15 protein-coding genes and 1 pseudogene are annotated in these 21,877 nt (G+C 74.9%); 8 read left to right on the top strand and 8 right to left on the bottom strand.

Going from position 1 to position 21,877, the window contains the following annotated elements; genetic code table 11:
* Positions 1-17: 17 nt before the first annotated feature.
* The 4 genes from ACIG36_RS12340 to ACIG36_RS12325 form a co-directional block, all read right to left on the bottom strand.
* Positions 18-1,019, bottom strand: coding sequence for an SDR family NAD(P)-dependent oxidoreductase (locus tag ACIG36_RS12340; RefSeq protein WP_399925856.1), 1,002 nt, complete (start codon positions 1,017-1,019; stop codon positions 18-20).
* Positions 1,020-1,130: 111 nt separating this feature from the next.
* Positions 1,131-2,582, bottom strand: coding sequence for a hypothetical protein (locus ACIG36_RS12335; RefSeq protein ID WP_399925854.1), 1,452 nt, complete (start codon positions 2,580-2,582; stop codon positions 1,131-1,133).
* Positions 2,579-4,096, bottom strand: a complete 1,518-nt coding sequence (gene pelF, locus ACIG36_RS12330) for a GT4 family glycosyltransferase PelF (RefSeq protein WP_399925852.1) — start codon at positions 4,094-4,096, stop codon at positions 2,579-2,581. Before pelF ends, ACIG36_RS12335 begins: the two co-directional genes overlap by 4 nt.
* Positions 4,097-4,156: 60 nt before the next feature.
* Entirely contained in the window at positions 4,157-6,316 is a 2,160-nt protein-coding gene (locus ACIG36_RS12325) for a hypothetical protein (protein WP_399925850.1), read from the bottom strand.
* A gap of 765 nt (positions 6,317-7,081) precedes the next feature.
* Here ACIG36_RS12325 and ACIG36_RS12320 point away from each other — a divergent pair.
* A complete protein-coding gene (locus tag ACIG36_RS12320; protein ID WP_399925848.1) occupies positions 7,082-8,284 on the top strand; it encodes an ABC transporter substrate-binding protein in 1,203 nt (400 codons plus the stop codon).
* A gap of 100 nt (positions 8,285-8,384) precedes the next feature.
* Positions 8,385-8,573, top strand: a pseudogene (locus ACIG36_RS12315) (carboxylesterase family protein); the annotation flags it as partial.
* A gap of 229 nt (positions 8,574-8,802) precedes the next feature.
* Here the strand turns inward: ACIG36_RS12315 and ACIG36_RS12310 are convergent.
* The gene (locus ACIG36_RS12310) at positions 8,803-9,219 is read right to left on the bottom strand and encodes a YchJ family protein (RefSeq protein ID WP_399925846.1); all 417 of its coding nucleotides are present in this window, start codon (positions 9,217-9,219) and stop codon (positions 8,803-8,805) included.
* Positions 9,220-9,448: 229 nt separating this feature from the next.
* Here ACIG36_RS12310 and ACIG36_RS12305 point away from each other — a divergent pair, with 229 nt between their 5' ends.
* From ACIG36_RS12305 to ACIG36_RS12295, 3 genes are read left to right on the top strand one after another with little or no spacing between them, the layout of a single operon-like run.
* Positions 9,449-9,967 carry a hypothetical protein gene (locus ACIG36_RS12305; RefSeq protein WP_399925844.1) on the top strand — a complete coding sequence of 173 codons (519 nt, stop codon included), beginning with the start codon at positions 9,449-9,451 and terminating at the stop codon, positions 9,965-9,967.
* A gap of 16 nt (positions 9,968-9,983) precedes the next feature.
* Positions 9,984-11,357 (top strand): alpha/beta hydrolase, encoded by a 1,374-nt coding sequence (locus tag ACIG36_RS12300; RefSeq protein WP_399925842.1) that lies wholly within the window; start codon positions 9,984-9,986, stop codon positions 11,355-11,357.
* A complete protein-coding gene (locus tag ACIG36_RS12295) occupies positions 11,354-13,882 on the top strand; it encodes a bifunctional lysylphosphatidylglycerol flippase/synthetase MprF (RefSeq protein ID WP_399925841.1) in 2,529 nt (842 codons plus the stop codon). Before ACIG36_RS12300 ends, ACIG36_RS12295 begins: the two co-directional genes overlap by 4 nt.
* Positions 13,883-13,909: 27 nt before the next feature.
* Here ACIG36_RS12295 and ACIG36_RS12290 read toward each other — a convergent pair whose 3' ends face one another.
* Entirely contained in the window at positions 13,910-14,119 is a 210-nt protein-coding gene (locus tag ACIG36_RS12290; RefSeq protein WP_399925839.1) for a hypothetical protein, read from the bottom strand.
* A 101-nt stretch (positions 14,120-14,220) separates the two neighbouring features.
* Between ACIG36_RS12290 and ACIG36_RS12285 the strand changes: the two genes are divergently transcribed.
* From ACIG36_RS12285 to ACIG36_RS12275, 3 genes are all read left to right on the top strand, one after another.
* Complete coding sequence (locus ACIG36_RS12285) at positions 14,221-14,742, top strand: MarR family winged helix-turn-helix transcriptional regulator (RefSeq protein ID WP_399925837.1); 522 nt, start codon at positions 14,221-14,223, stop codon at positions 14,740-14,742.
* A gap of 46 nt (positions 14,743-14,788) precedes the next feature.
* Positions 14,789-16,978, top strand: coding sequence for an FUSC family protein (locus tag ACIG36_RS12280; protein ID WP_399925835.1), 2,190 nt, complete (start codon positions 14,789-14,791; stop codon positions 16,976-16,978).
* 61 nt (positions 16,979-17,039) lie between these two features.
* On the top strand, positions 17,040-18,581 hold the full coding sequence (locus ACIG36_RS12275; protein ID WP_399925833.1) for an MFS transporter: 1,542 nt from the start codon (positions 17,040-17,042) through the stop codon (positions 18,579-18,581).
* 27 nt (positions 18,582-18,608) lie between these two features.
* Here the strand turns inward: ACIG36_RS12275 and ACIG36_RS12270 are convergent, their stop codons facing one another.
* Together ACIG36_RS12270 and lanKC are read right to left on the bottom strand one after the other, a co-directional pair.
* The gene (locus tag ACIG36_RS12270; RefSeq protein WP_399925831.1) at positions 18,609-19,139 is read right to left on the bottom strand and encodes a hypothetical protein; all 531 of its coding nucleotides are present in this window, start codon (positions 19,137-19,139) and stop codon (positions 18,609-18,611) included.
* A 140-nt stretch (positions 19,140-19,279) separates the two neighbouring features.
* Complete coding sequence (gene lanKC / locus ACIG36_RS12265) at positions 19,280-21,799, bottom strand: class III lanthionine synthetase LanKC (RefSeq protein WP_399925829.1); 2,520 nt, start codon at positions 21,797-21,799, stop codon at positions 19,280-19,282.
* Positions 21,800-21,877: the final 78 nt, after the last annotated feature.

Genomic DNA, 21,877 nt, shown 5'->3' with positions numbered 1-21,877 from the left:
TCTCTCGTGGCAGAGCGTCAGACGTTGTAGATGCCGGTCTTGTACCGGCCGAGGTTGCCAGGGTCGCGGAAGAACGCGATGGTCTCGCGGAGGCCGTCCTCCAGGGTGTGGGCGGGCGCCCAGCCGGTGGCGGCGCGCAGCCGGGAGGCGTCGGCGACCAGCCGCATCACCTCGGAGTCGGCGGGCCGCACGCGCTGGGCGTCCTCCGTCACCTCCAGGTCGGTGCCCATGAGCTTGCCGACGAGGGTGACGAGGTCGCCGACGGAGATCTCCTCCCCGGTGCCGGAGTTGAAGGTGCGGCCGACGACGGCGTCGGCGGGGGCGGTGCCCACGGCCCGGAAGGCGGCGACGGTGTCCTTGACGTAGCTGAAGTCCCGGGTGGGACGCAGGTCGCCGAGGGCGATGCGGCGCTGCCCGGCGGCGACCTGCCCGATGACGGTGGGGATCACCGCCCGCATGGACTGGCGGGGGCCGAAGGTGTTGAAGGGGCGCAGGGTGACCACGGGCAGCCCGAAGCTGGCGTGGTAGCTGTCGGCCAGCCGGTCCCCGCCGGCCTTGGAGGCGGCGTACGGGGACTGGGTGTTGATGGGGTGGTCCTCGGTGATCGGCACGGTCTGCGCGGTGCCGTAGGTCTCGCTCGTGGAGGTGTGCACCAGCCGGGGGATGCCCAGGTGCCGTACGGCCTCCAGGACGTTGAGGGTGCCGGTGACATTGGTCTCGACGTAGCTGTGCGGGGCCCGGTAGGAGTACGGGATCGCGATCAGCGCGGCCAGGTGGTAGACGGTCCCGGCGCCGGTGACCAGGCCGGTGACGGAGCCGGGGTCGCGGACGTCGCCGAGGACGACCTCGACGTGGTCCATCACCTCCGGCGGCAGGTCCTCCAGCCATCCGAAGGACGAGAAGGAGTTGTACTGCACCATCGCGCGGACCCGGTGGCCGTCGGCGACGAGCGCCTGGACCAGGTGGGATCCGATGAACCCTTCGGCGCCGGTGACGGCGACGAGTTCCGGTGCGGACATGAGCGGTCTCCTCTGGCGTGACGGGCGCGGTGTGCGGGACGTGCGGGGACGTGCGGCGGTTCGGGGACGTGCGGCGGTTCGGACGTGCGGCGGTTCAGGCGGTGCGGCGGTTCAGCGGTGCGTGGTGATCCGTCCCAGCAGGACGGTGGCGGCGGCCAGCAGCCCGGCGGCCGCGCCGGTACAGATCACCAGTTGATCGGTGGCCGGCGCGGAGATCCGCAGCGCGAGCGCGGCGGTCTCGGCGCCCGCGGCGCCCAGGCACAGCAGTGCCGGGAGCCAGCCGAAGCCGTAGGCCTGCAGCAGCAGTCCCGTCCACAGCACCGCACCGAGCGCCAGCAGGGCGGTCAGGCGCGGGCCGGACGGTGTGGGGTCGCCCGGCCACAGCGCCGAGACGCCCAGTGTCAGGGCGGCGAGGGCGGCCAGGTACCCGGCGACGCACAGGGTGAGCACGCGCCCCACCCGCAGCAGCAGTCCGCCGGTGCTGGTCGAGGCGGCCAGCGCGGCCAGGGCCAGCCCGCGGCAGCGGTAGAGCAGCCACTCGGCGACGCCCATGCTGAGGGTCAGGGCGAGCACGACGGGCCCGCCGGCGCCCCCCGGGTGCCGGACGAGGACGTCGCCGAGCGCGGCAATGGTCGTCAGCACCCCGCAGCCCAGGCCGAACAGGCCGTACGGCACCGAGGCGCCCAGCGGCAGCGTCCCCGGCCCGGCCTGCGGTGCCTCTGCCCGGCGGGCCCGCGCGATCTCGTACCCGGCGGCGAACAGCGCGCCCCCGGCCGTGGCGAGCAGCAGCACGACGCCCACCACCGGCGGCGGCTCGGTGAGCAGGACCACCACCCCTCCGGTGGCGGTCGGCAGCAGGGCGAGCAGCAGCAGCCGCTCCCGGCCGAGCACCAGCAGGGACGTGGCCGCCGCCAGGTACAGCACCTGGCCCGCGGCGAAGGCGAGCGCCCCGGGCGGGGCCGGCAGGGCCGCCGCCGCGCCGGTGGCGAGCAGCGCGCCCAGCGGGGCCCCCACGCCCAGGCAGCGGGCGGCCGCGCCACGGCCGCCCGCCGCCAGCCGGAGGTACGCGCGGTGAGCGAGGGCCTGGTTCCAGGCCCAGGCCACCAGCGCGGAGGCGATGAGGGCCCCGGTGCCGGCGGGCAGCCCGAAACGGTCCTGCCCGCCGGCCAGCAGCGGTGAGCCGAGCGCGTAGCCGAAGCCCGGCAGGGTGAACACCAATGAGCGCAGCAGGAACTGACCCGGCTTCACCTTCCACGGGTCGGGCGCCGGCTCGGGCTCGGGGTGACCGCGCGGGACGCGGGCGAACAGCTCGGCCGCGAGGTCGAAGGCGTCGGCCCGTCCGTAGCGCTCGGCGATCTGCTCGCCCGTGAGGCCGTCCGCCTCGAGCACGGCGGCGATCTCGTCGGGGTGGACGGCCGCCGCGCACACGGCGGCCAGTTCCCCGGCGAGTTCGTCGATCGGATCGGTGGCCCAGCGGGGCCGGTGCCGGGCCGGGGCCGGGGCGAGGGCCAGGTCGTGGGCCGGCTCCGGCTCGTCGGGCAGCAGGCGCAGCAGTCCGCTCATCCGGCACCGCCCGCGGCCATGGCCATGACGGGGGCGGGCCGGGGCGCCGGCAGGTGGGCGGGCACGGGCTGCCGCAGGCCGGCGAGGTCGTGGTAGATGTCGCGGAAGGCACTGATCGTCTGGCGGAGGGTGAACTGCTCGATGACGCGCAGCCGCGCGGCCTCGCCCATCCTGGCCCGCAGGCCCGCGTCCCCCAGCAGGGTCAGCGCGGCGCGGGCCATGCTCTCCGGGTCGCGCGGCGGTACGACCAGCCCGCTGTCGCCCACCGCCTCCCGGACGCCGCCCACATCGGTGGAGACGGTGGCCCGCCCGCACGACATGGCCTCGATCAGGGTGAACGGGAAGCCCTCGCTGATGCTGGAGAGCATCACCACGTTCCCGGCCGCGTAGGCGTCGCGGATGTCCTCCACGCGCCCCTCGAAGGTGACCGCGTCGGCCACCCCGAGGTCGGCGGCCAGCTTCTCGCAGGCGGTGCGGTAGCCCTCCCCGCCGCGCGGCGTGCCGCCGAACAGGCGCAGCCGCGCGTCGGGCACCTTGGCCTTCACCAGGGCGAAGGCGCGGATGAGGGTCTCCAGGCCCTTGATGGGGTCGACCCGCCCGGCCCAGCTGAGGGTGGGCACCTCCGGCTCCGGTCCGGCGGGCGGGAACGCGGCCGGGTCCACGCCGTTGTAGACGGTGCGGATGCGGCCGGAGGGTGTGCCCCCGTGCTCCTCCCAGCGCCGGTTGTAGCGGTTGCCCGGGGTGACGAGCGCGGCGCACCGGTAGCTCTCCCGCGCCAGCAGCCGGAACAGCCCGAGCATCAGCGCCTTGACCGGCCAGCGATAGGGCTCGGCGCGGAAGCCCAGATAGCGCTCGCGCAGGTAGATGCCGTGCTCGGTGAGGAGGAAGGGAGTGCCGTGGCGGTGGTGGGCGACCAGGCCCGGCAGGGTGGCCAGGCCCCCGCTCACCGCGTGGGTGATCCCCTCGGCGGGGGCCGGGGCGGCGAGCGGGCGCAGGGCGTGTTCCAGCAGGTCGGTGGCGATCAGCGCGTCGTGGAGCGTGGGGCGCGCGGCGGCCGTGGCGAGTTCGGGACGGTTCCAGACGCGGGCGAGCAGGCGGACGGCCTTCTCGCCGCGCAGGGCGGGGAAGAGCGTGCCGTCGGTGGCGTGCTCGGCGAGCCGGTAGAAGCTGCGGGCGAAGTGGTGTTCCTGGGCGGGGTCGAGGAGGGCCAGCAGGAAACGCTCGTAGCAGGTGAGGAAGCGGCGCAGCTCCCGGCCGCGCGGGGCGCGCCCGGAGGGCGGCGGCCCCCACAGGGGGACGGTGTCCACCCGCCCGACGTGGCGGGGCAGTTGCCAGGCGAGGGGTTCGCGGCCGGTGCCGGTGACGGCGATGACGCGGAAGTCGACGTCCGGCATCCCCTGGACGAGCTGGTCGCACCAGACGCTCACCCCGCCGTGGCTGTGCGGGTAGGTCCCCTCGGTGAGCAGCGTCACCGAGGGGGTGGCGGACGACGGTTCGGCTGACGGTCCGTGCATGAAAGTCGGTTCTCTCCAGAAGACGGTGATGGGCGGGTCAGCACGGAGGTACGGGCGTTCTCAGCGGCGCACGGTGTCGCCGGGGCCGTAGGGAACGCGGTGGCTGACGCCCTTGGGCACCGGGAGCGAGGCCGCGGGGGCCTGCACCCGGGCCGCCTTGCCGGAGAGCGGGCGGGAAGTCGTCGGGCCGTCGGTGGGCAGGGCGAGGACGACGGTGGTCTGCCCGGCGTCCGGGGTGGCCCAGCCGGAGCGGCTTCCGGCGTAGGCGCTGCCGAAGGCGATGCGGCCGGTGCCGCGCACCTGGACGGTGCCCGTGGGCACGGTGGCGGTGACGTCCACGCCGGCCGGCGCGCTGACGGCGATGCCGTCGCCCACGCGGTAGGCGGTGACCTTGCCGGCGTTCACGGCCTCGCTCCAGGCGGCCCGCTTGCGCAGCTCGGCGCCGATGTCGCGCATGCGCAGGTTGACCAGCGGGGTGCTGTCGGCGAACAGGGCCCGGTAGTCGGCGAGGATCTTCTCCGCCGGCTGGTAGCCGATGCGCTCCTCGGCGAGGTTGGACTGGTGGATGAAGTGCGGCCGGGGGTCGTTGGCGAGCACATGGCTCATGGCGATCCGGCTCTCGAGCGGGACGATGTAGTCGGCGTACCCGGTGGTGCGCGGGAGCGGCTCGTTGAGGCAGGTGGTGGTGGAGGAGTTCTCGCACAGGCCGCTGCCGCCGTCGGACTTGCGGGTGTAGAGCCAGTTGTACTCGTCGACCTGCTCGGCCGCCTTGCCGGCGTTGTAGAAGACGTTCATCGGATAGCGGGGCACGGTCAGGGAGGGCCCCACCGATCGCTGCTCGCGTTCCCGCGAGGTGTCGCTGGCCAGCCAGGACACCTCGGTCTGCGTGAGGGCCGGGGCCAGCTCGGGGTTGTCGTCCTTCTGCTGCGGCAGGGTCCGCAGCCCGGAGTGCTCACCGGTGACGAGCTCGTCCTTGTCCAGCGCCAGGCCCTGGCGTGCGGCCCAGCCCCGGTTGTCGTTGATCTGGGCGACGATGCTCGGCCTGCTGTACCAGCGGATGTTGCCGCGGGCGTCGGTGGCGCACTTCCACGGCACGGTGGAGGTGTCCTGGACGCAGCCCATGAACGGGTGGTTGTAGGTGTGGTTGATCCAGCGGAAGGAGCCCTGGTCGGCGACCAGTTGCTGGGCGAGCGGGTCGGTGCCGCCGTGCGCCTCCTTGTGGGCCTCGCTGCCGCCGCCGTTGAAGGCGAGGTCGAGGGTGAGGCCGTGGTCCTTCTGCCACTGCTTGGCGTGCTGGGCGTCGGCGGCCGTCATCCGGATCGGGTCGTTCTCGGGGCTGCCGGGCGGGCAGTCGATGTCGCCGGGGGTGCAGTTGAGCACGGAGTCCCAGCGGTCGTCCGAGCCGAAGACGTCGTCGACGTGCAGCGCGAAGTAGTTGCGGGCCGCGCCCAGGCGCACGCCCTGGGTCAGCCAGTCGACGATGCCGCGCGAGAGCAGCCGGAACTGGCTCTGGTAGTGGTTGTAGACGAACGTCACGACCAGTTCGCTGCGGCCGTCGTGGGTGTACTGGCCGACCAGCGAGCCGCGCCCGCCGGTCCCGGGCACGGGCGCGTCGAGGTAGCTGGTGAAGCTCGCGCCCTCGGCCTGCTTGTCCAGCGGCGTGGCGAGGTAGCCGTAGCTCTCGCTCACGCCGTTGTCGTTGTTCTCGAACGGAACGTTTTTCCGCAGATACCCGAACGGGCCCGTGGCGCCGGCGGCGGTCACCTGCGCGGTCTGCCCGTCGAGGGAACCGGCGTGTCCGGTGTTCAGGCCCACGGCCGGGCGGGCATAGGTGTAGGCGTCCACCTGCCGGATGCCGAATCGTTTCTCGTAGTCGGCCAGCGCCGCCATTTCGGCCGAACCCGCCCCGAAGGGATTGTCGTTGGGCAGGATCACGCCCTGGTACTTGGCTCTCGGTCTGCCGTCCACCGTGTCGCTGAGGAACGCCCCGTCGACGCGGGCGCGCCCGGAGTCGCCCAGGTCGACCCTGGTGTACGGCGTGCCGGAGGTCTCGAGTTCGTTCCGCAGCGCCGCGACGGACGGTCCTCCGTCGTCGACGACGAGTACGCGCAGGTCCACGCGTGGTACGGCGTCCGCCGCGACGGCGCCGTCGGTCGGCAGCCCCATCGCCAGCAGGACGGCCCCGGCCCACGCCGCGACCAGACGGGTCGTACGCCCCATGCCTTCTCCCCCCGGGACGGAACCGCGCGGGGTGCGCGGCGTCCCCCAAGACATCGCGCGCGGCGTCGCCAGGACGCCCGCGCACATCGAGTGATCCCCACTGTTCGGCCCCGTGACGGCCGGAGTCCCCACTCCGGTCGCGACCGCTCCTCCCCCTGCCGCGGGAACGGACGCCGATGTCCGGTCCCGGGCCGCGCGGCCGGAGCCGTGGCCGCGCGACGATGACGCGGGCTCCGGGCACGGGAGTGCCACGGCCTCGGGCGACACCACTGCCTCCCGACCGCTCAGCCATATAGTGCGGCATGCCCGAAGGCCGCGAGTGGCGCACTCGGGAGTACGCCCACGACCGTTTGTGAAACCCTGGCCGAAACCCGTCACCGCGCCGCGCCGCCGGTGACCACAACCGGCCCGCTCGCGCGTACGGCCATCGCTCGGGTGACCTGTGTCAACTTCTGCCTACGAGGCACCAGGACTTCCGGGTTCCGGACAGTGCCGCCCCCGGGGCCGGGCGCACCCCGTCGCCCCGAGATCGGCCTGATGACGGCTGTCCGATATGCCAGGTGCACTATGCATTCCGCCGGGGCGCCCGTCATCTGCCCTCCCCTCGGCGGAAGACGATGCCGCCGTTCCGGCACGACGGTCACCGCCGGATACCGAATCACCCTTCCGGGTCCGGGGTGCCGGGTGTCAACCGCATGGCGGCGAGGGGACGTTGGTACCGACACGCCGTTCGGGCGTGGGGGAGACGGAAAGAACGGGGTGGCCGTGCGCGGGACGGACGGATGGTGCATCGGCGCGGTCGTGCCACGGACGGGACGGTTCGCCCGGCTCGGCGACCCACTGGACTACGTACTGCGGCGGCTGGCGCCCCGGCTCGCCCGCGGCGCCGACGGCACGGACCGGCACCCCGTGCGGCTCGCCTGGCGCGACAGCCGCTCCGGCCCCCACGGGGCGCGCCGGGCCGTCGCCGAGCTCGTCCGCGACGAGGGCGCGCGGCTGGTGGTGACGATGGACGGCGGCCGGGCGCTGCCGGCCGTGGCCGAGGCCTGCGAGGTGCTGCAGATCCCCTGCCTGACCACGGCCTTCCCCTGGCAGGCCCATGTCTTCGGCCGGGGCGTGGCCGACCCCGAGCCGCCGCCCGCCGGGCCGTTGCGCTGGGCGTACCACTTCGCGTGGGGCCTGGACGACATCGCGACCGTCTTCGCCGAGATGTGGGAGCGCGTGGGGCCCGGCCGGACGGTGGGCTGCCTGTGGAACGACGGCCCGCACGGGCGGCTGCTGCGGCATCCGCGCCTCGGCTTCGCCCCGGTGGCGGCCGCCCGCGGGCACGCCCTGGTCGACCCGGGCGGCTACGGCGAGCCCGCCGTCTCCTTCGCCGCCCACATCCGCCGCTTCAAGGAGTCCGGAGCCGAGATCGTCACCAGCGCGGCCACCGTCGAGGATCTTGTCCTCTTCCACCGGCAGGCGTGCGAGGAGGGCCTGCGTCCCCGGCTGATCACCTGCTCGCGCCGGCTGACCTGCCCGCCCGACGGCGCCGGCGCCGACGGGCTGAGGGGCACCCGGATCGCCACCCTGGTCTACTGGACGCCCCGCCACCCTTTCCGCTCCTCGCTCGACGGCACCACCGCCGGCGAACTGGCCCGCGACTACCGGCGCGTGACCGGCGGACCCTGGCTCCAGCCGCTGGGCCCCGCCCACGCCCTGCTGGAGGTCGCCGTCCACGCCCTGGCCACCGCGGACGACCCGGACGACCGGTTCACGGTCGCGGCGGCACTCGGCCGCACCCGGCTGGCCACGGTCGCGGGCCTGCTCGACTTCACCACCGGCCCCGCCCCCAACATCGCGCTGCTGCCGCTGATCGGCGGCCAGTGGCGGCAGCGCCGGGGCCGGGAACCCGAGCTCGCCGTCGTCACCAACACCCGGCTGCCCGGCATCAGGCCGGACGCCGAACTCACCGTCGGACTCTGACGGTTCGCCCGGCCCCGCCGCCCGGACCGCGAACCCGCCCCGGTACCGTGGGCGTCCGGGCGGGCCCCGGTCCCGTACGGACGAACCCCTGGGAGCTGCGATGCACGGCACCGGTGTGGAGGTACGGACCGTCCACGGGACGGTCCGCGGACGGATGACCGAGGGGATCGCGGTCTTCCGCGGCATCCCCTACGCCCAACCCCCGGTGGGCGCCCTGCGCTTCGCCGCGCCCGAGCCGCCGCGGCCGTGGGACGGGGTCCGCGAGGCCGTCGCGTTCGGCCCGCCGCCCGAGGCACTGGAGCTCGCCGGCGAGATCCGCCGCTCCTGGACGTCGTTCGTCACGCACGGCGACCCGGGCTGGTCCCCCTACCGGGTCACCGACGGGCGGCTCACCCGCCTTCTCGACGCCCGCACCCGCACGGCCCCCTACCCCGAGGAGCCCTCCCGGCGGGTGTGGGAGGGCCACGGCGTCGAGCCCTACGACCTGCCCTGACCCGGCACGCGGCCCCCGGCCGGGGTCAGGGGGCCGCGTCCAGGTAGACCCACGCCCCGTCCTCGCGCACGAAGCGGCTCAGCTCGTGCTGGTCGTCCTCGTGACCACCGAAGCGGCAGTGGGCGCGGAACTCGACGGTGCCCTCGGTGTGGAACGCGCTGCCGCCCGTCGTGGCGAGGATCTCCAGCCCCGTCCACTCCACACCGGAGTCGAGCTCGAGGCCGGGCGGACGGGTCGTGGAATGCCAGGTCCGCAGCAGATAGGCGGTGTCGCCCACGGCGAAGGCGCTGTAGCGCGAGCGCATCAGGCGCTCGGCGGTGGGGGCCTTCGCCACGCCCCGGTGCAGGCTGCCGCAGCAGTCCCCGTACGTGGCGTCGAGGCCGCAGGGACACGGCGAGGTGGCTGTGATCGCCGGCTGCCGGCGCGCGCTTCTTCTGGACACCCCTCGATTCTGCCCGCCGCCCGGCCGACGCCGGGAACCGGGTACGAACCCTTTCGGCTGCATGGCCGCACCCCGCCGCAAACCGCCACCCCTGCCCCGGAACCCCCAGGTCACCACGGGCGCACCGGTCTCCGTGCGGCATGCCGCCCATCCGGGCGATCGGTTGCGCGGCACCGGGCACCGGCGGACGGTGGTCGCATCCCAGGCGTTGCGAAAGGAGTTGTCCCGTATGCGCACCCACAAGCTGACCCCGGTGGCCGTGGCCCTCATATCCGGCTCGCTCACGCTGGGCACCGCCGGACCGGCCCTCGCCTCCGGCCAGGTCCCCGACCCCGCCCCGGTCGTGGAACCCGCACCGGGCGCCCCCGCCCAGATCGATCCGATGAACAGCCTGGGTGAGACGGTCACCCTCGGATCCCGCTTCACCAAGGAGGCCCGGTCCCGCTACCCGGACATGGAGCACCTGAGGGATCTGCGGCTGCGCCTGAAGGAGTCGGCGGGCCGTCTTTTCGTGGACGTACGCGCGAGAGCGGCCCACGCGCAGGACCCCGTCGCGGACGTCAAGGCGCAGCTGGACAAGCTGATCAAGGACGTCACCGAACTGCTGGCCGCGGTCCTGGCCAAGGACGTCGCCAAGATCACCGCCCTGGTCTCCCAGGTCGTCGCGGACCTCCAGGCCCTCCTGCTGTCGGTGCCCAAGCTCCTGACGGGCGTGGTTCCGCTGCCCGTCCCGCTGCCGGCGGTCTAGGAACCACCGGTACGCCGTGAGCGCGTCGCGCCCGCCGTGGCCCGGAGCGTCCGCCACCGGTTCGCCGGTCGCGGGCGTCCGGGCCGCGGGCCCGCTGGACTGGTCCCTGGTGCGCGGCTGGATCCCGCTCACCCTGCTGGTCCTCGGGCTGTGCGCGCTGGCCGTGCTGCTGGTCTCCCGGCGCCGGACGTGGTGGACGCGCTGGGCTCCGGCCGCGGTGCTGCTGGCCGCCCTGCTCACCTGGCTGCTGCGGACGGCCGTCGACGACTGGCTGCAGCCCTTCCCCGACCCCCTGCCGACGGCCGTCGTCCTCTGGACGGGCGTGGCCGTGCTGGGCGTGTGCCTGACCGCGTTCCGGCTGCCGCTGCTGCGGCCCCGCCACTGGGCCGGCGCCCTGCTCGCCGGGCTCCTCGTGGTGCTCCTGGGCGCCTCGCAGATCAACCGGCACTTCGACCAGTACCCCACGGCCCGCACCGCCCTCAACGCCTGGCTGCAGAAGACCACCAGCCTCACCGACGCCACCGGCCGCACCGAGCCGGCCCTGGCCGTCCCCGCCGGCAAGACGATCTCCGAGGTGTGGCGGCCGCCCGCCGGCCTGCCCGCGAAGGGCACGCTGTCCAGGTCGTCCATCCCCGGCACCAGGTCCGGCTTCGACGCCCGCAGCGCGTACGTGTACCTGCCGCCGGCCTACCGGACCACGCCTCGCCCGCTGCTTCCGGTGATCGTCCTCATGGCCGGGCAGCCCGGCTCGCCCGACGACTGGATCAACTCCGGCCGTCTCGTGGAGATGATGAACACCTTCGCCGCCGGGCACCGCGGCCTGGCGCCCGTGGTCGTCGTCGTGGACCCGCTCGGCTCGCAGTTCGCCAACACCCTCTGCATGGACTCCCGCCTGGGCGACGTCCAGACCTACCTCGCCCAGGACGTCCCCGACTGGATCCGCTCCCACCTGCAGGTGGCCACCGCGCGCACGGCCTGGACCGTCTCCGGGATCTCCTTCGGCGGCACCTGCTCGATCCAGCTCGGCGTCAACGCGCCCCAGGTCTACGGCGTCGTCAACGACATCTCCGGCCAGGAGGCGCCGACCCTCGGCAGCCGGGAGAAGACGATCGACAAGGCCTTCGGCGGGGACGCCGCCGCCTTCGAGAAGGTCAACCCCCTCGACGTGATGGCACGGCAGCGCTTCCCCGACACCAAGGCCGCGTTCGTCGCCGGCAGCGAGGACAGCACCTACCGGCCGCAGCAGCGCAGGGTCTACGAGGCCGCCGTGCGGGCCGGGATGCGGGCCGAGTGGGTGCTGCTGCCCGGCGGCCACAGCTGGCAGGTCTGGCGCCCCGGACTGGAACGGCAACTGCCGTGGATCTCCCGTGAGACGGGGCTGATCCGATGAGCGACACCACCGCCACCGCCCCGCCGCCCGCCCCCACCCCGGGCGACTCCACGCACCCCTGGCGCACCACGCTCGACCGGCTGCTCGCCCCCGTCCGCCACGCCCCCTTCACCCTCGGCTTCCTCGCCGTCCTGTGGATCCTCGGCGCCGTCACCGGAAGCCTCGGCTCCGGTCCGGGACCGCAGCGCATGGAACGGATGGCCGTCGGCGTCCCCGCGCTCGCCGACGGCCGCTGGTGGACCCCCGCCAGCTCCCTGCTCTGGTGCCCCGGGCTCGGCGGCTACATCGGCTCCACGCTGATCGTGCTGGTGCTCGTGACCCCCTGCGAACGCCGCCTGGGCGTGGCCCGCACCGCCGCCGTCCTGCTCGGCGGGCAGATCCTCGGCACGCTGCTCGGCGTGGGCGTCGTCGCGCTCGGCGACCTGGCGGGGGAGTGGTGGCTGGAGGAACTCGCGGGCGACCTCGCCGTGTCACCCAGCGTCGGCGCGCTCGCCGTCGGCGGCGTCCTCAGCTACCGCCTGACCGCCCTGTGGCGCCGCCGCACCCGCCTGGGCATCGTCGCCTTCGCCCTGGTCATGGCGCTGTACGTGGGCCACCTGCAGGGCGTGCTGCGGCTCGGCGGCGCGGTCGTCGGCCTGGCCGCCGGCGCCGCGCTGTACCACCGCACCTGGCCCCCGCGACTGCGCCACTCCTCCCACACCGAGGCCCGGGTGCTGGTCGCCCTCGTCGTCGCCGCCTCCGCCATCGGCCCGATGGTGGCCATCCTCTACCGCGACGCCTTCGGGCCCCTGAACTCCTTCCAGCTCTACGTGGCCGTCCGGCCCACCGGCCAGGAGGTCGCCGAGGCCTGCGCCGCCTCCGCCGCGGACTGCCACTACGTCCACGCCCTGCGCGACTTCTACCACTCGCCGGCCGCCGTCATGGCCGTACTCGTCCCCGCCCTGCTGCTCGTCCTCGCCGAGGGGCTGCGGCGCGGGCTGCGACTGGCGTGGGCCCTGGCGGTGCTCGTCCACCTCGCCTGGATCGCCCTGTTCTCCTACTGGCTCGACGACTTCCTCGGCCACCCCGCCGGCTGGGCCGAGCCCGCCGAGCAGTCGACGTACGCGCAGGCCTTCGCCGAACAGATGCTGCTGCCCTTCCTCGTGCTGGTGCTGCTCGTCGCCACCCGCTCCCGCTTCGACCTGCGGCTGCCCCGCGCCACGACGCGCCGGCTCGCCGCCGTGACGGGCGGCGCCCTCCTGCTGGCCTGCGCCGCCTACGTGGGCATCGGCTACGCCGTACGCGACCAGTACGACCAGGGGGCGAGCCTCGGGCTGCTGCTGTCCGGGCTGGTCTCGGAGTTCCTGCCGCCCACCCTGACCGGGGCGTTCGCCGACTGGCCGGTCCCGGTCGGCGGCACCGCGAAGGCCCTCTTCCAGTACTGCGGGCTGCTGTTCTGGCTCGTCACACTCGTCGCCCTGCTCGTCACCTTCCGGCGGCCCCGGCTGCACACCGACGCGGACGCCGCCGTCCGCGCGCGTGCGCTCCTCACCGCGCACGGCGGGTCGAACCTGTCGTACCTGACGACGTGGGACGGCAACTTCTACTGGTTCGCCGACGACGGACGGGCCGCCGTCGCCTACCGGGTGATCTCGACCGTGGCGCTGACCACCGGCGACCCCTTCGGCGCTCCCGAGGCGCGCGCGGGCGCCGTCGCAGGCTTCGCCCGCTTCTGCGACGAACACGGCTGGACGCCCTGCTTCTACAGCGCCGGGCACGAGACCCGCGCGGCCGCCGAACGGCTGGGCTGGCGCTCGGTGCAGGTCGCCGAGGACACCGTGGTGCCGCTGCCCGACCTCGCCTTCACCGGCAAGAAGTGGCAGGACGTCCGCACCGCCCTGAACAAGGCCAAGAAGGAGGGCATCAGCGCCGAATGGTGGTCCTTCCCCGACGCCCCGGTTGCCCTCACCGACCAGGTGCGCTCGATCTCCGAGGAGTGGGTCGCCGACAAGGGCCTGCCGGAGATGGGCTTCACCCTGGGCGGCCTCGACGAGCTCGAGGACCCGGCGGTGCGCTGCCTGATCGCCGTGGACGCCGACCGCACGGTGCACGGCATCACCAGCTGGATGCCGGTGTACGAGGCGGGCGTGCCGGTCGGCTGGACGCTGGACTTCATGCGCCGCCGGGCGAGCGGCTTCCGGGGCTCGATGGAGTTCCTCATCGCCTCCGCCGCCCTCGGCTTCAAGGAGGAGGGCGCCCGCTTCCTCAGCCTCTCGGGCGCCCCCCTGGCCCGCAAGGCCACCGAGGAGCCGCCCGCCGCCCTGCAGCGCGTCCTGGACTGGACCGGCCGCGCCCTGGAACCGGTCTACGGCTTCCGCTCGCTCCTGAACTTCAAGGCCAAGTTCCAGCCCCACTACCGCCCGCTGTACATGTCCTACCCCGACCCCGCCGCCCTCCCCGTCATCACCCGCGCGATCACCAAGGCCTACCTGCCCCACATGACGGCAGCCCAGGGGGTCCGGCTGGTACGGCAGTTCTCCGCGTAGGACCCCGCGACCGGTCCGGGCCGGACGTCACTCCCAGATGCCGGGCCCGCCTCCCTGCCACTCGATCGCGTGCGGGTCCTCGAGCCGCAGGGCCTGCGTGTTCAGCCCGGCGCGCTGCAGGAACTCGATCAGGTCCACGATGCCGTAGGCCCTGCCGAGCGTCTCCGCGCCGAGCGTCACCCACCGGCCGCCCGCCGGCGACGGCGGATGCACCACGATCCGCGCAGGTACGGACATACCTCCAGCCTGCGCCAGGGCGGCGGCGCACGCATCCGGGCCCCGGCTTCCCCGTAGGCTCCCGGGGTGGCGCGTGGGTGCCATGAAATGCGGTGAGACGCATGGGACGCGGTGAGAGGGGCGGCCAGGTGGCGGACGAAGCGGAGATCGCGACGGCCGAGCAGGCGGCGAACGACGGGCTCGTGCTGGCGTTCGGGCGGTTGCAGGGGGCGGCGAACCGGCTGGAGTACATCCTGGGCCGGGCCATCGAGCAGGAATGCGGGATCAGCCACCTGATGTTCGAGGTGCTGCTGATCCTGGGCCGCGCGGGCGGCGACGGGCTGCCGATGCGGGCCGTCGCCCAGGAACGGGTGCTCAGCACCGGCGGCGTGACCCGGCTGGTGGACCGGATGGAGGCGGCGGGCCTGGTCGTCCGCGACGCCGACCCCGGCGACCGCCGGGGCCGGCTGGTGCGGCTGACCGCGGCGGGGGAGGAGACGGTGGTGCGGGCCGCGCGGATCCATCGGGAGAACATCCGGCGCTTCTTCCTCGAGCCGCTGCCCGAAGCGCACCGCGAACGGTTCGCCGAGGACCTGCGCACCCTCAGCCACGCCGCGCGCGACGCCCTGCCCCGCCTGCGGTGACGGGTGCGGTCGCCGGGCCCGGCGACCGTTCGTATGGTCGGAGACGATGACACGACGGCCCGCCCCGCCCCGGGCCCTCGGCGACCTGCTGCGCCGGCCGGACGGCCGCGAGGCCGCCCGGCGCGCCGTATGGGTGACCCTCGCCGGGTGCACGGGCTTCTACGCCTGCACCTACGGTCTGCGCGACGCCGTCATGGGCCTGTACGCCCTCTTCGGCTCGCTGCCGCTGGTGATGTTCTCCCGCGTCCCCGGCCCCGCCCCGCAGCGCACCCGCACCCTGCTGGCGGCACTGCCCGTGGGCCTGGCCCTGGTCACCGCCGGCACCCTGCTGGCCGCGCACGACTGGGCCGCCGCCTGCGGGATGTTCGCCGTGGGCTTCGCCGTCTCCTACGGCGGCGTGGGCGGTCCCCGCCTGGCCGGGCTGAGCGTCGCCTTCCAGCTCTACTACGTCCTGCCCTGCTTCCCGCCCTACGCCCCGCAGGCGCTGGGCTCCCGGCTGACCGGACTCGCCATCGGCTTCGCGCTCACGGCCCTCGTCGACCGGCTGCTGCCCGACCCGAAGCCCACCGTGCCCTACCGCCTGCGGCTGGCGGGCGCGGCGGCCGCCGTCGCCGAATGCTGCGCACGGGCCGCCGAAGGCCCCGGTGACGGCAGGGACGCCGCCGACCGGGCGCTCGACGCCGCGCGCCCCTCCCGCATCCCGCCCGAGGAACGCCCCGCCTCCCCCTCGCCGCGCGACCGCGCCCTGAACCACACCCGGGCCGCCCTCCGGCACGTGCGCGACCAGCTCGACCGGCTGCCCACCGGCCCCGACGGCGCCCCGCACACCACGGGACCGGCCGCCGGACTGCTGCTGCGGCACACCGCGTCCGCCCTGCGGCCCGTCGCGGCGGGCCTGTGCGGCGGCAACCCGCCCCCGCGGGACGGCGGCCTGCGTGCCGCCCTGAAGTCCTTCGACGCCGCCCGGGTGCGCGGCCTGCCCGGTGCCTCTCCCGCCCTGCTGCGGCAGGGGGCCGTCGTCCGGGCGGCGGCCGAAGGCACCCAACTGGCCGCGGCCGCCGCCCGCCTCGCGCTCGGAGCGCGCCCCGACCCCCAGGCGGCCCGCCCCGGCGAGCCGCTGTGGTACGCCGGACTCCCCGTGCCCGTGCTGTGGTGGCGCCGGCTGCGCCTGCACCTGACCCCGCGCTCGGTCCACCTGCAGAACGCCCTCCGGCTCGCCCTGGCCCTGGCCGCCGCCCGCATCGTCGCCGGCGCCCTCGGCCTGTCGCACGGCTTCTGGGTGCTGCTGGCCACCCTCAGCCTGATGCGCACCTCGGCCGCCGACACCCGCACCACCCTGCGCCCCGCCTTCCTCGGCACCGTGGCGGGGGCGGTGGCCGCGGCCCTGCTGCTGCTCGCCGTGGGCGACGTGCCCGTCTTCTACGCGGCCGTGCTCCCCCTCGTCCTCCTCGTGGGCCTGACCGCCGGCCCGCTGCTGGGGCAGGCCTGGGCACAGGCGGCGTTCACTCTCGTCTTCGTCCTGATGTTCTCCCAGCTCTCCTCCCCGGACTGGACCCTCTCGGCGGTGCGGCTGCTCGACGTGCTGATCGGCGGCGCGGTCGGGGCGCTGGCGAGCCTGCTCGCCTGGCCGCGCGGCGGCCGCGGCGAACTGCGCGTCGCCCTCGCCGACTTCCTCGTCCAGGGCGCCGCCGGCTGCCGGTGGGTGACCGACCTGCTGTGCGGGCGGCCGGCTCCCGCGGACCCGCTGCGGGCCGCGCGCCGCGCGATGCTGCTGGCGGAGGCCTCCTACTCCCAGTACCAGACCGAACGCCTGGGCCGGCGCGGCACCGACCCGCCGTGGGAGCCCGCCCTGGTGGCCGGCTACCACATGCTGCGCGGCGGCGAACTCATGCTGCTCAGGCGCCGGGGGCGCGGCTCCGGCGCCCCGCTGCCGCCGGACGCGGCCGCCGAACTGACCGCCCTGGCCGAACGGGTGACGGCGGACTCCCTCCGTGCGGCCGGCGACTTGCGCCGCGGCGCGGTGGCCACGCCGCCCGAGCCGTCACCGGAGCCGTACCGCGCCGATGACTCGGGCACCCTGCGGTGCGCGGCCCGGCGGGCGGCGGCCACGGACGCCGAGCGCGTGCTGCTGACCGTCGACGCCGAGGCCTGGCTCACCGGCGTCGCCCAGGACCTGGCCCGCGTCGGGGCGCCGGACGCCACGCCGTGCGCACCACGGCGACCGGGCCGATACTGAGCTGACCGGCCGTGCGCGACCGCCGGCCGCTCGGGGCCCGTACAGGGTGAGGTGTCCTCCCATGGCGCGAGCTCCCGAAGACCCCGCCGCCCGGCGCCACCCGGCGCCCGCGTCCGGCCGCTGGGCGATGCTCGCCGTCCTGTGCGCCAGCCTGCTGCTGGTCGCCATGGACGCCACCATCCTCAATGTGGCGCTGCCCTCGCTCATCGACGACCTGCGGCCCGGCGCCCTGGAACAATTGTGGATCATCGACATCTACGGGCTGGTGCTCGGCGGCCTGCTGGTCACGACGGGGGCCGTCGGCGACCGCTGGGGCCGCAAGCTGCTCTTCCTCACCGGCTTCGTGCTGTTCGGGCTGGCCTCCGTCATCGCCGCGACCTCCCACAGCTCCTGGCAGCTCATCGGCGGCCGCGTGCTGCTCGGGCTCGGCGGGGCGATGGTGATGCCCTCGACGCTCTCGCTGATCCGCAACATCTTCACCGACGACCGGGAGCGGGCCCTGGCCATCGGCGTCTGGGCAGCCGTGGCCGGCGCGGGCGCCTGCGTGGGACCGCTGATCGGCGGGTTCCTCGTCGAACACTTCGAGTGGCAGGCGGCGTTCTGGGTGAACGTCCCTGTCGTCGTGGTGACCGTCGTCGCCGGCATCCGGCTGCTGCCGGAGTTCCGGGCGCCGCAGCACGGCCGTCTCGACTGGCCGGGCGCACTGCTGTCGATCGTCGGGATCGTGGCCCTGGCCTGGGGCATCAAGCACGTCGCCAAGGGCAGCCTGCTGCCCCAGGACGTGGGCGCGCTCCTGCTCGGCCTGGTGCTGCTGGCCGTATTCGCCCGGCACCAGCTCCGGCTCGTCGACCCCCTGCTGGACGTTCGACTCTTCCTCAACCGGCCCTTCCTGGCCGCCGCGCTGGCCACGCTCCTGGCGATGCTCGCCATCGGCGCGGCCCTCTTCCTGGTCTCCCTGTGGCTGCAGTACGTGCACGGCTACTCGCCCTCGGAGGCGGGCCTGCGCACTCTGCCCTCGGCGCTCGCCATGCTGGCGGGCTCGCTCTCCTCGCCCTGGCTGATGCACCGCATGGGGGTGCGCGCGGTGCTGGCCGTCGGCCTCGGCGCGCTGGCGGCCGGGTTCCTCCTGCTCGCCCTGGCGCCCGAGCCGACGACGTACCCGGTCGTCGCGCTCGTACTGGCCGGGCTGGGGCTCGGCGACGGGCTGGCCATCACCGCCTCGGCGTCGGTGCTCGTCTCCTCCGTGTCCGTGGAGCGGGCCGGGCAGGCGGGCGCGGTGTCCGAGACCTGCTACGAACTCGGCGTCGGCCTCGGGGTGGCGCTGCTCGGCAGCGTCCACGGCGCCGTCTTCGCCACCCGCATGACGGGCCTGCCGCTGCGCGGACACGACCTGGACACCGCCCGCGAGTCGGTGGGCGGCGCGGCGGAGGTCGCCGAGAACGTGGGCGGGGACGCGGGCCGGCGCGTGCTGGAGACGGCGCGGGCGGCGTTCGACCACGCGCTCACCACGACCGCGTACGTCTCGGCGGGCATCGTCGTCGCCGTGACCCTGCTGACCGTCCTCATGGTGCCGCGCGGCTTCAAGGTGACGGGCGGCCACTGACGGGCGGCCGCCCGTTCAGCCGTCGGGTCAGGGCAGGATGGTCAGCCGCACCTGGCCGGTCGACGCGGTGATGCCCCCGGACGTCAGGCAGTCCGCCGGAGTACCGGACGGGGTCACCTGCATGACGCGCTCGGCGTGCCCGCCCTCGCCGCGCCCGGACACCACGATGCCCTCCAGCCGCACGGTGTTGACGCCGAGGACGCGGGTGGCGCGGCCGGTGGGGTACTCGATCTCGGACGTCGTGCCGTCCCCGAAGGTGACGACCTCCCGGGCGCTGATGTTGTGGAACGCCACGCAGGTGCCGTCCGGGGACTCCCCGACGATGTGGCTGCGGGCCGCGGTGAGGTGACCGGGGGCGTCCGCGCACCGGTACACGATGTCCTCGCTGACGCCGATCGGCCGGGGAGTGAGCGTCAGCCCCGGACTGTAGGTCGTGCTCGCCTGCCCCGTACAGCCGATCGGCCCGTCATGGGCCTGGGCGGCCGGAGCCGTGAGCACGGATGTGCCGAGCAGCGCGAGCGAGGACAGCACCACTCCGAGACCACGCCTACCGAACATGAACACCCCTTCGAGACCGTCGAAGCACACCGGAATGTGCGCTTCACCGGCCCCTGCCTACCCTCCGGATCATGCCGGGCACCCCGTGTCCCCGGCGCTCCCGCAGCACACGCGTGCCGCCCGCGCCCGGCGCGCGGCTCTCACTCCGGGCGCAGGAACGGCAGCGCCGCCCCCGAGCCGGGCACCACCGCGCGGTGCACCGCCAGCAGGACACCCGCCGTGCCCGTCGCCAGGTCCATCGACAGCCGCAGCCGCCCGTCCATCGGGAACGCCAACCGCCCCTGGAACCGCACCGCGTGCAGCCCCAGCCCCCGCAGCTCCGCCTCGCGCGCGGCCCGCGGGCCGTCCAGGTGCGCGAGGGCGTACAGCTGCCCGGCGTGCCCGTCGAACAGGCCGGAGGACAGCAGGAGTTCCGGGCCGGGACCGTCGCGCAGCCGGTCCCGCAGCCGCCGCAGGCGCGGGTCCTCGCGGTGGCGCAGGTACGCGTGCAGGGCGACGCCGATGCCCGCGCCGCCCCGGGCCAGCCCCGGCAACGGCCGCCCGCCCTCACGCACCTGGAGGTGACCGGTCGCGGTCAGCGCGCAGTGGACGGCGTCCCGGGCCAGCGCCGCCCGCGCGCGGTGCAGCCACCGGGCATCGGCGGTCGCCGGGTACAGGCGGGTGAACAGCAGCGCCGGACCGGACCAGCCCCGCATCAGCCCCACTCCGGCGGCCTCGTCCGGCCCGTCGCCGTCGAGCGTCCGCGCGAGCCGGTCGCCCAGGCGGACGGCCCGCTCCCGGTCGCCGGAGCGCAGGAACGCCAGCGCGATGCCGGCGAGGCCGCCGAACAGCCCCGCCCCGCAGCCCTTGAGGTCGAAGCCGGCCAGCCGGCCGAGCATCTCGCGTGCCTGCTGCGGGCGCCCGAGCTCCTCGAGGGCGTAGGCCACGCCCGCCAGCCCGTCGTAGAGGCCTGGGCGCGGCCAGCGGGTGCGCTCGACGGCGCGGACCAGCCAGTCGGCGTACCCGTCCAGGCACGGCCCGCCGCTGTCCGCCGTGCGGTGGAGCGCGAGCAGTACCCCGGCGGCGCCGAACGCGAGCCCCGTCGCCTGGCCGTCGAACTGCTTGACGTCGCCCGGGAACAGCCGGTCGGTGCGCTCCGGCGTCGCGCTGCGCGTGATCGCCTCCCGCATCGACTCCAGCGCCTCCCGCCAGGCGTCCGCGGACTCACCGGGGCCAGAGTCGGCGGTGGGCCATTCCGCGGACCGCGGTGCCGTCTCCGGGGGCGGGGTGAGCCCGTCCCGCAGCCGGTCGGCGAAGCCGGGCGGCAGCGGGAAGCGGTCCTCGGCCAGCCGGATGAGCTGCTCGTGCTTGCGCGCGTCGAAGCGCGTCAGCTCCGTCAGGGGACAGAACACCGCCAGCCGCAGGCAGTCGAGGGCGTAGGTGTCGACGGCGAACCCCGAGCGCGCCCACGGGGCCGTGAAGCCCGCCGTGCCCATGACGGGCGTGAAGGACTCCGAGCGGTCGAAGGCCGTCTCGAAGTCGACGAGACAGACTCTCCCGTCCGGCCGCACCAGGACGTTGCCCGGCTGCAGGTCCCCGAAGACCACGCCCCGCCGGTGCAGGGCCGCCAGCGCCTCCTCGACGCGGCCCAGCACCTCGAGGGCCCACCGGGCGTACGCGGCGAGGTCCTCGCGCGAGGCGGCGGGGCGCAGCAGAGGATGGCGGCGGCCCATGGCCTCGTGGAGCCGTTCCCCCTCGACGAACTCCTCGACGAGGAAGTGGTGTTCCCAGTGCCGGGTCCGGGCGAGGACCCGCGGCACGCAGTCCAGGCCCGCCAGCCGTCGCAGCACGGCGTGTTCCCGGGCCAGCCGGGCCACCGCGTCCATGCCGTTGTCGTCGACACCCGCGTACGGGCGCGCCTCGCGGAGCACCACCCGCCGGCCGGTGCGCGGGTCGACGGCCCGGTAGACGCCGCCGCCGTTGGAGAAGCGCAGGGCCTTCTCGACGCGGTAGGGCAGGCCGCCGGAGGACTTGGCCCGCGCGGCCCGGATGCGGGCGTCGATGAACGGCGGCACCCTCGCCCACGCGGGCACCTTGAAGGCGGCCCCCCGCACGTCGGGCACCGCCTCGCCGTCCGGGCGCACCACAGCGGGCACGTACTCGCCGTCGCGCGCGAAGCAGTACCGGGGCGCGAAGCCGCCGTAGCGCAGGTACAACGGGCCCTCGCCCCAGCGCAGGTCGCTGAGGATGTACGGCCCCTTCACCCCGCAGAGCAGTGCCGACAGCTCCCTGAGGGTGCGCTCCAGCAGTTCGTCGCAGCGCGGGTAGATGGTGATGAGCTTGCCGCCCGCGGAGCGCGGCGCGCGCTTGCTGTTGACCAGGGCCAGCAGGGTACGGCTGCGCAGGAACTTGAAGCTGATGCCGTGCTCGACGCAGTACTCCCACACCGCGTCCACCACCCGGGGCGCCTCCTCCGCCGTCGCCGAGGCGTGGATCTTCCAGCCCTGCGCCGGCAGCCGCGCATCGCCGCTGCGCAGCACGACCCAGCCGCCGCGCTCGGCGCGGCGCCAGCCCGCCGGCGCCGGGTGCGCGGTGCGCGCGAAGCGGCTGGCGCTGTCCTCGACGCGCTCGAGCGAGTCCACGAACAGGGGGTCGGCGACGAGGTGGCCTTGAGCGAGCATGAACGATCTCCTCCGGTACTCCCCGACGGCTGTTCCTGCGACGACGGCTGTTCCCGCGATGTGTGCCCGGCGCCCGTT

This window comes from Streptomyces sp. NPDC053048 (assembly GCF_044547045.1).
Lineage (GTDB): Bacteria > Actinomycetota > Actinomycetes > Streptomycetales > Streptomycetaceae > Streptomyces.
Note: the sequence above shows the minus strand (reverse complement) of the source record. Positions and strands in the feature narration are given on the sequence as shown.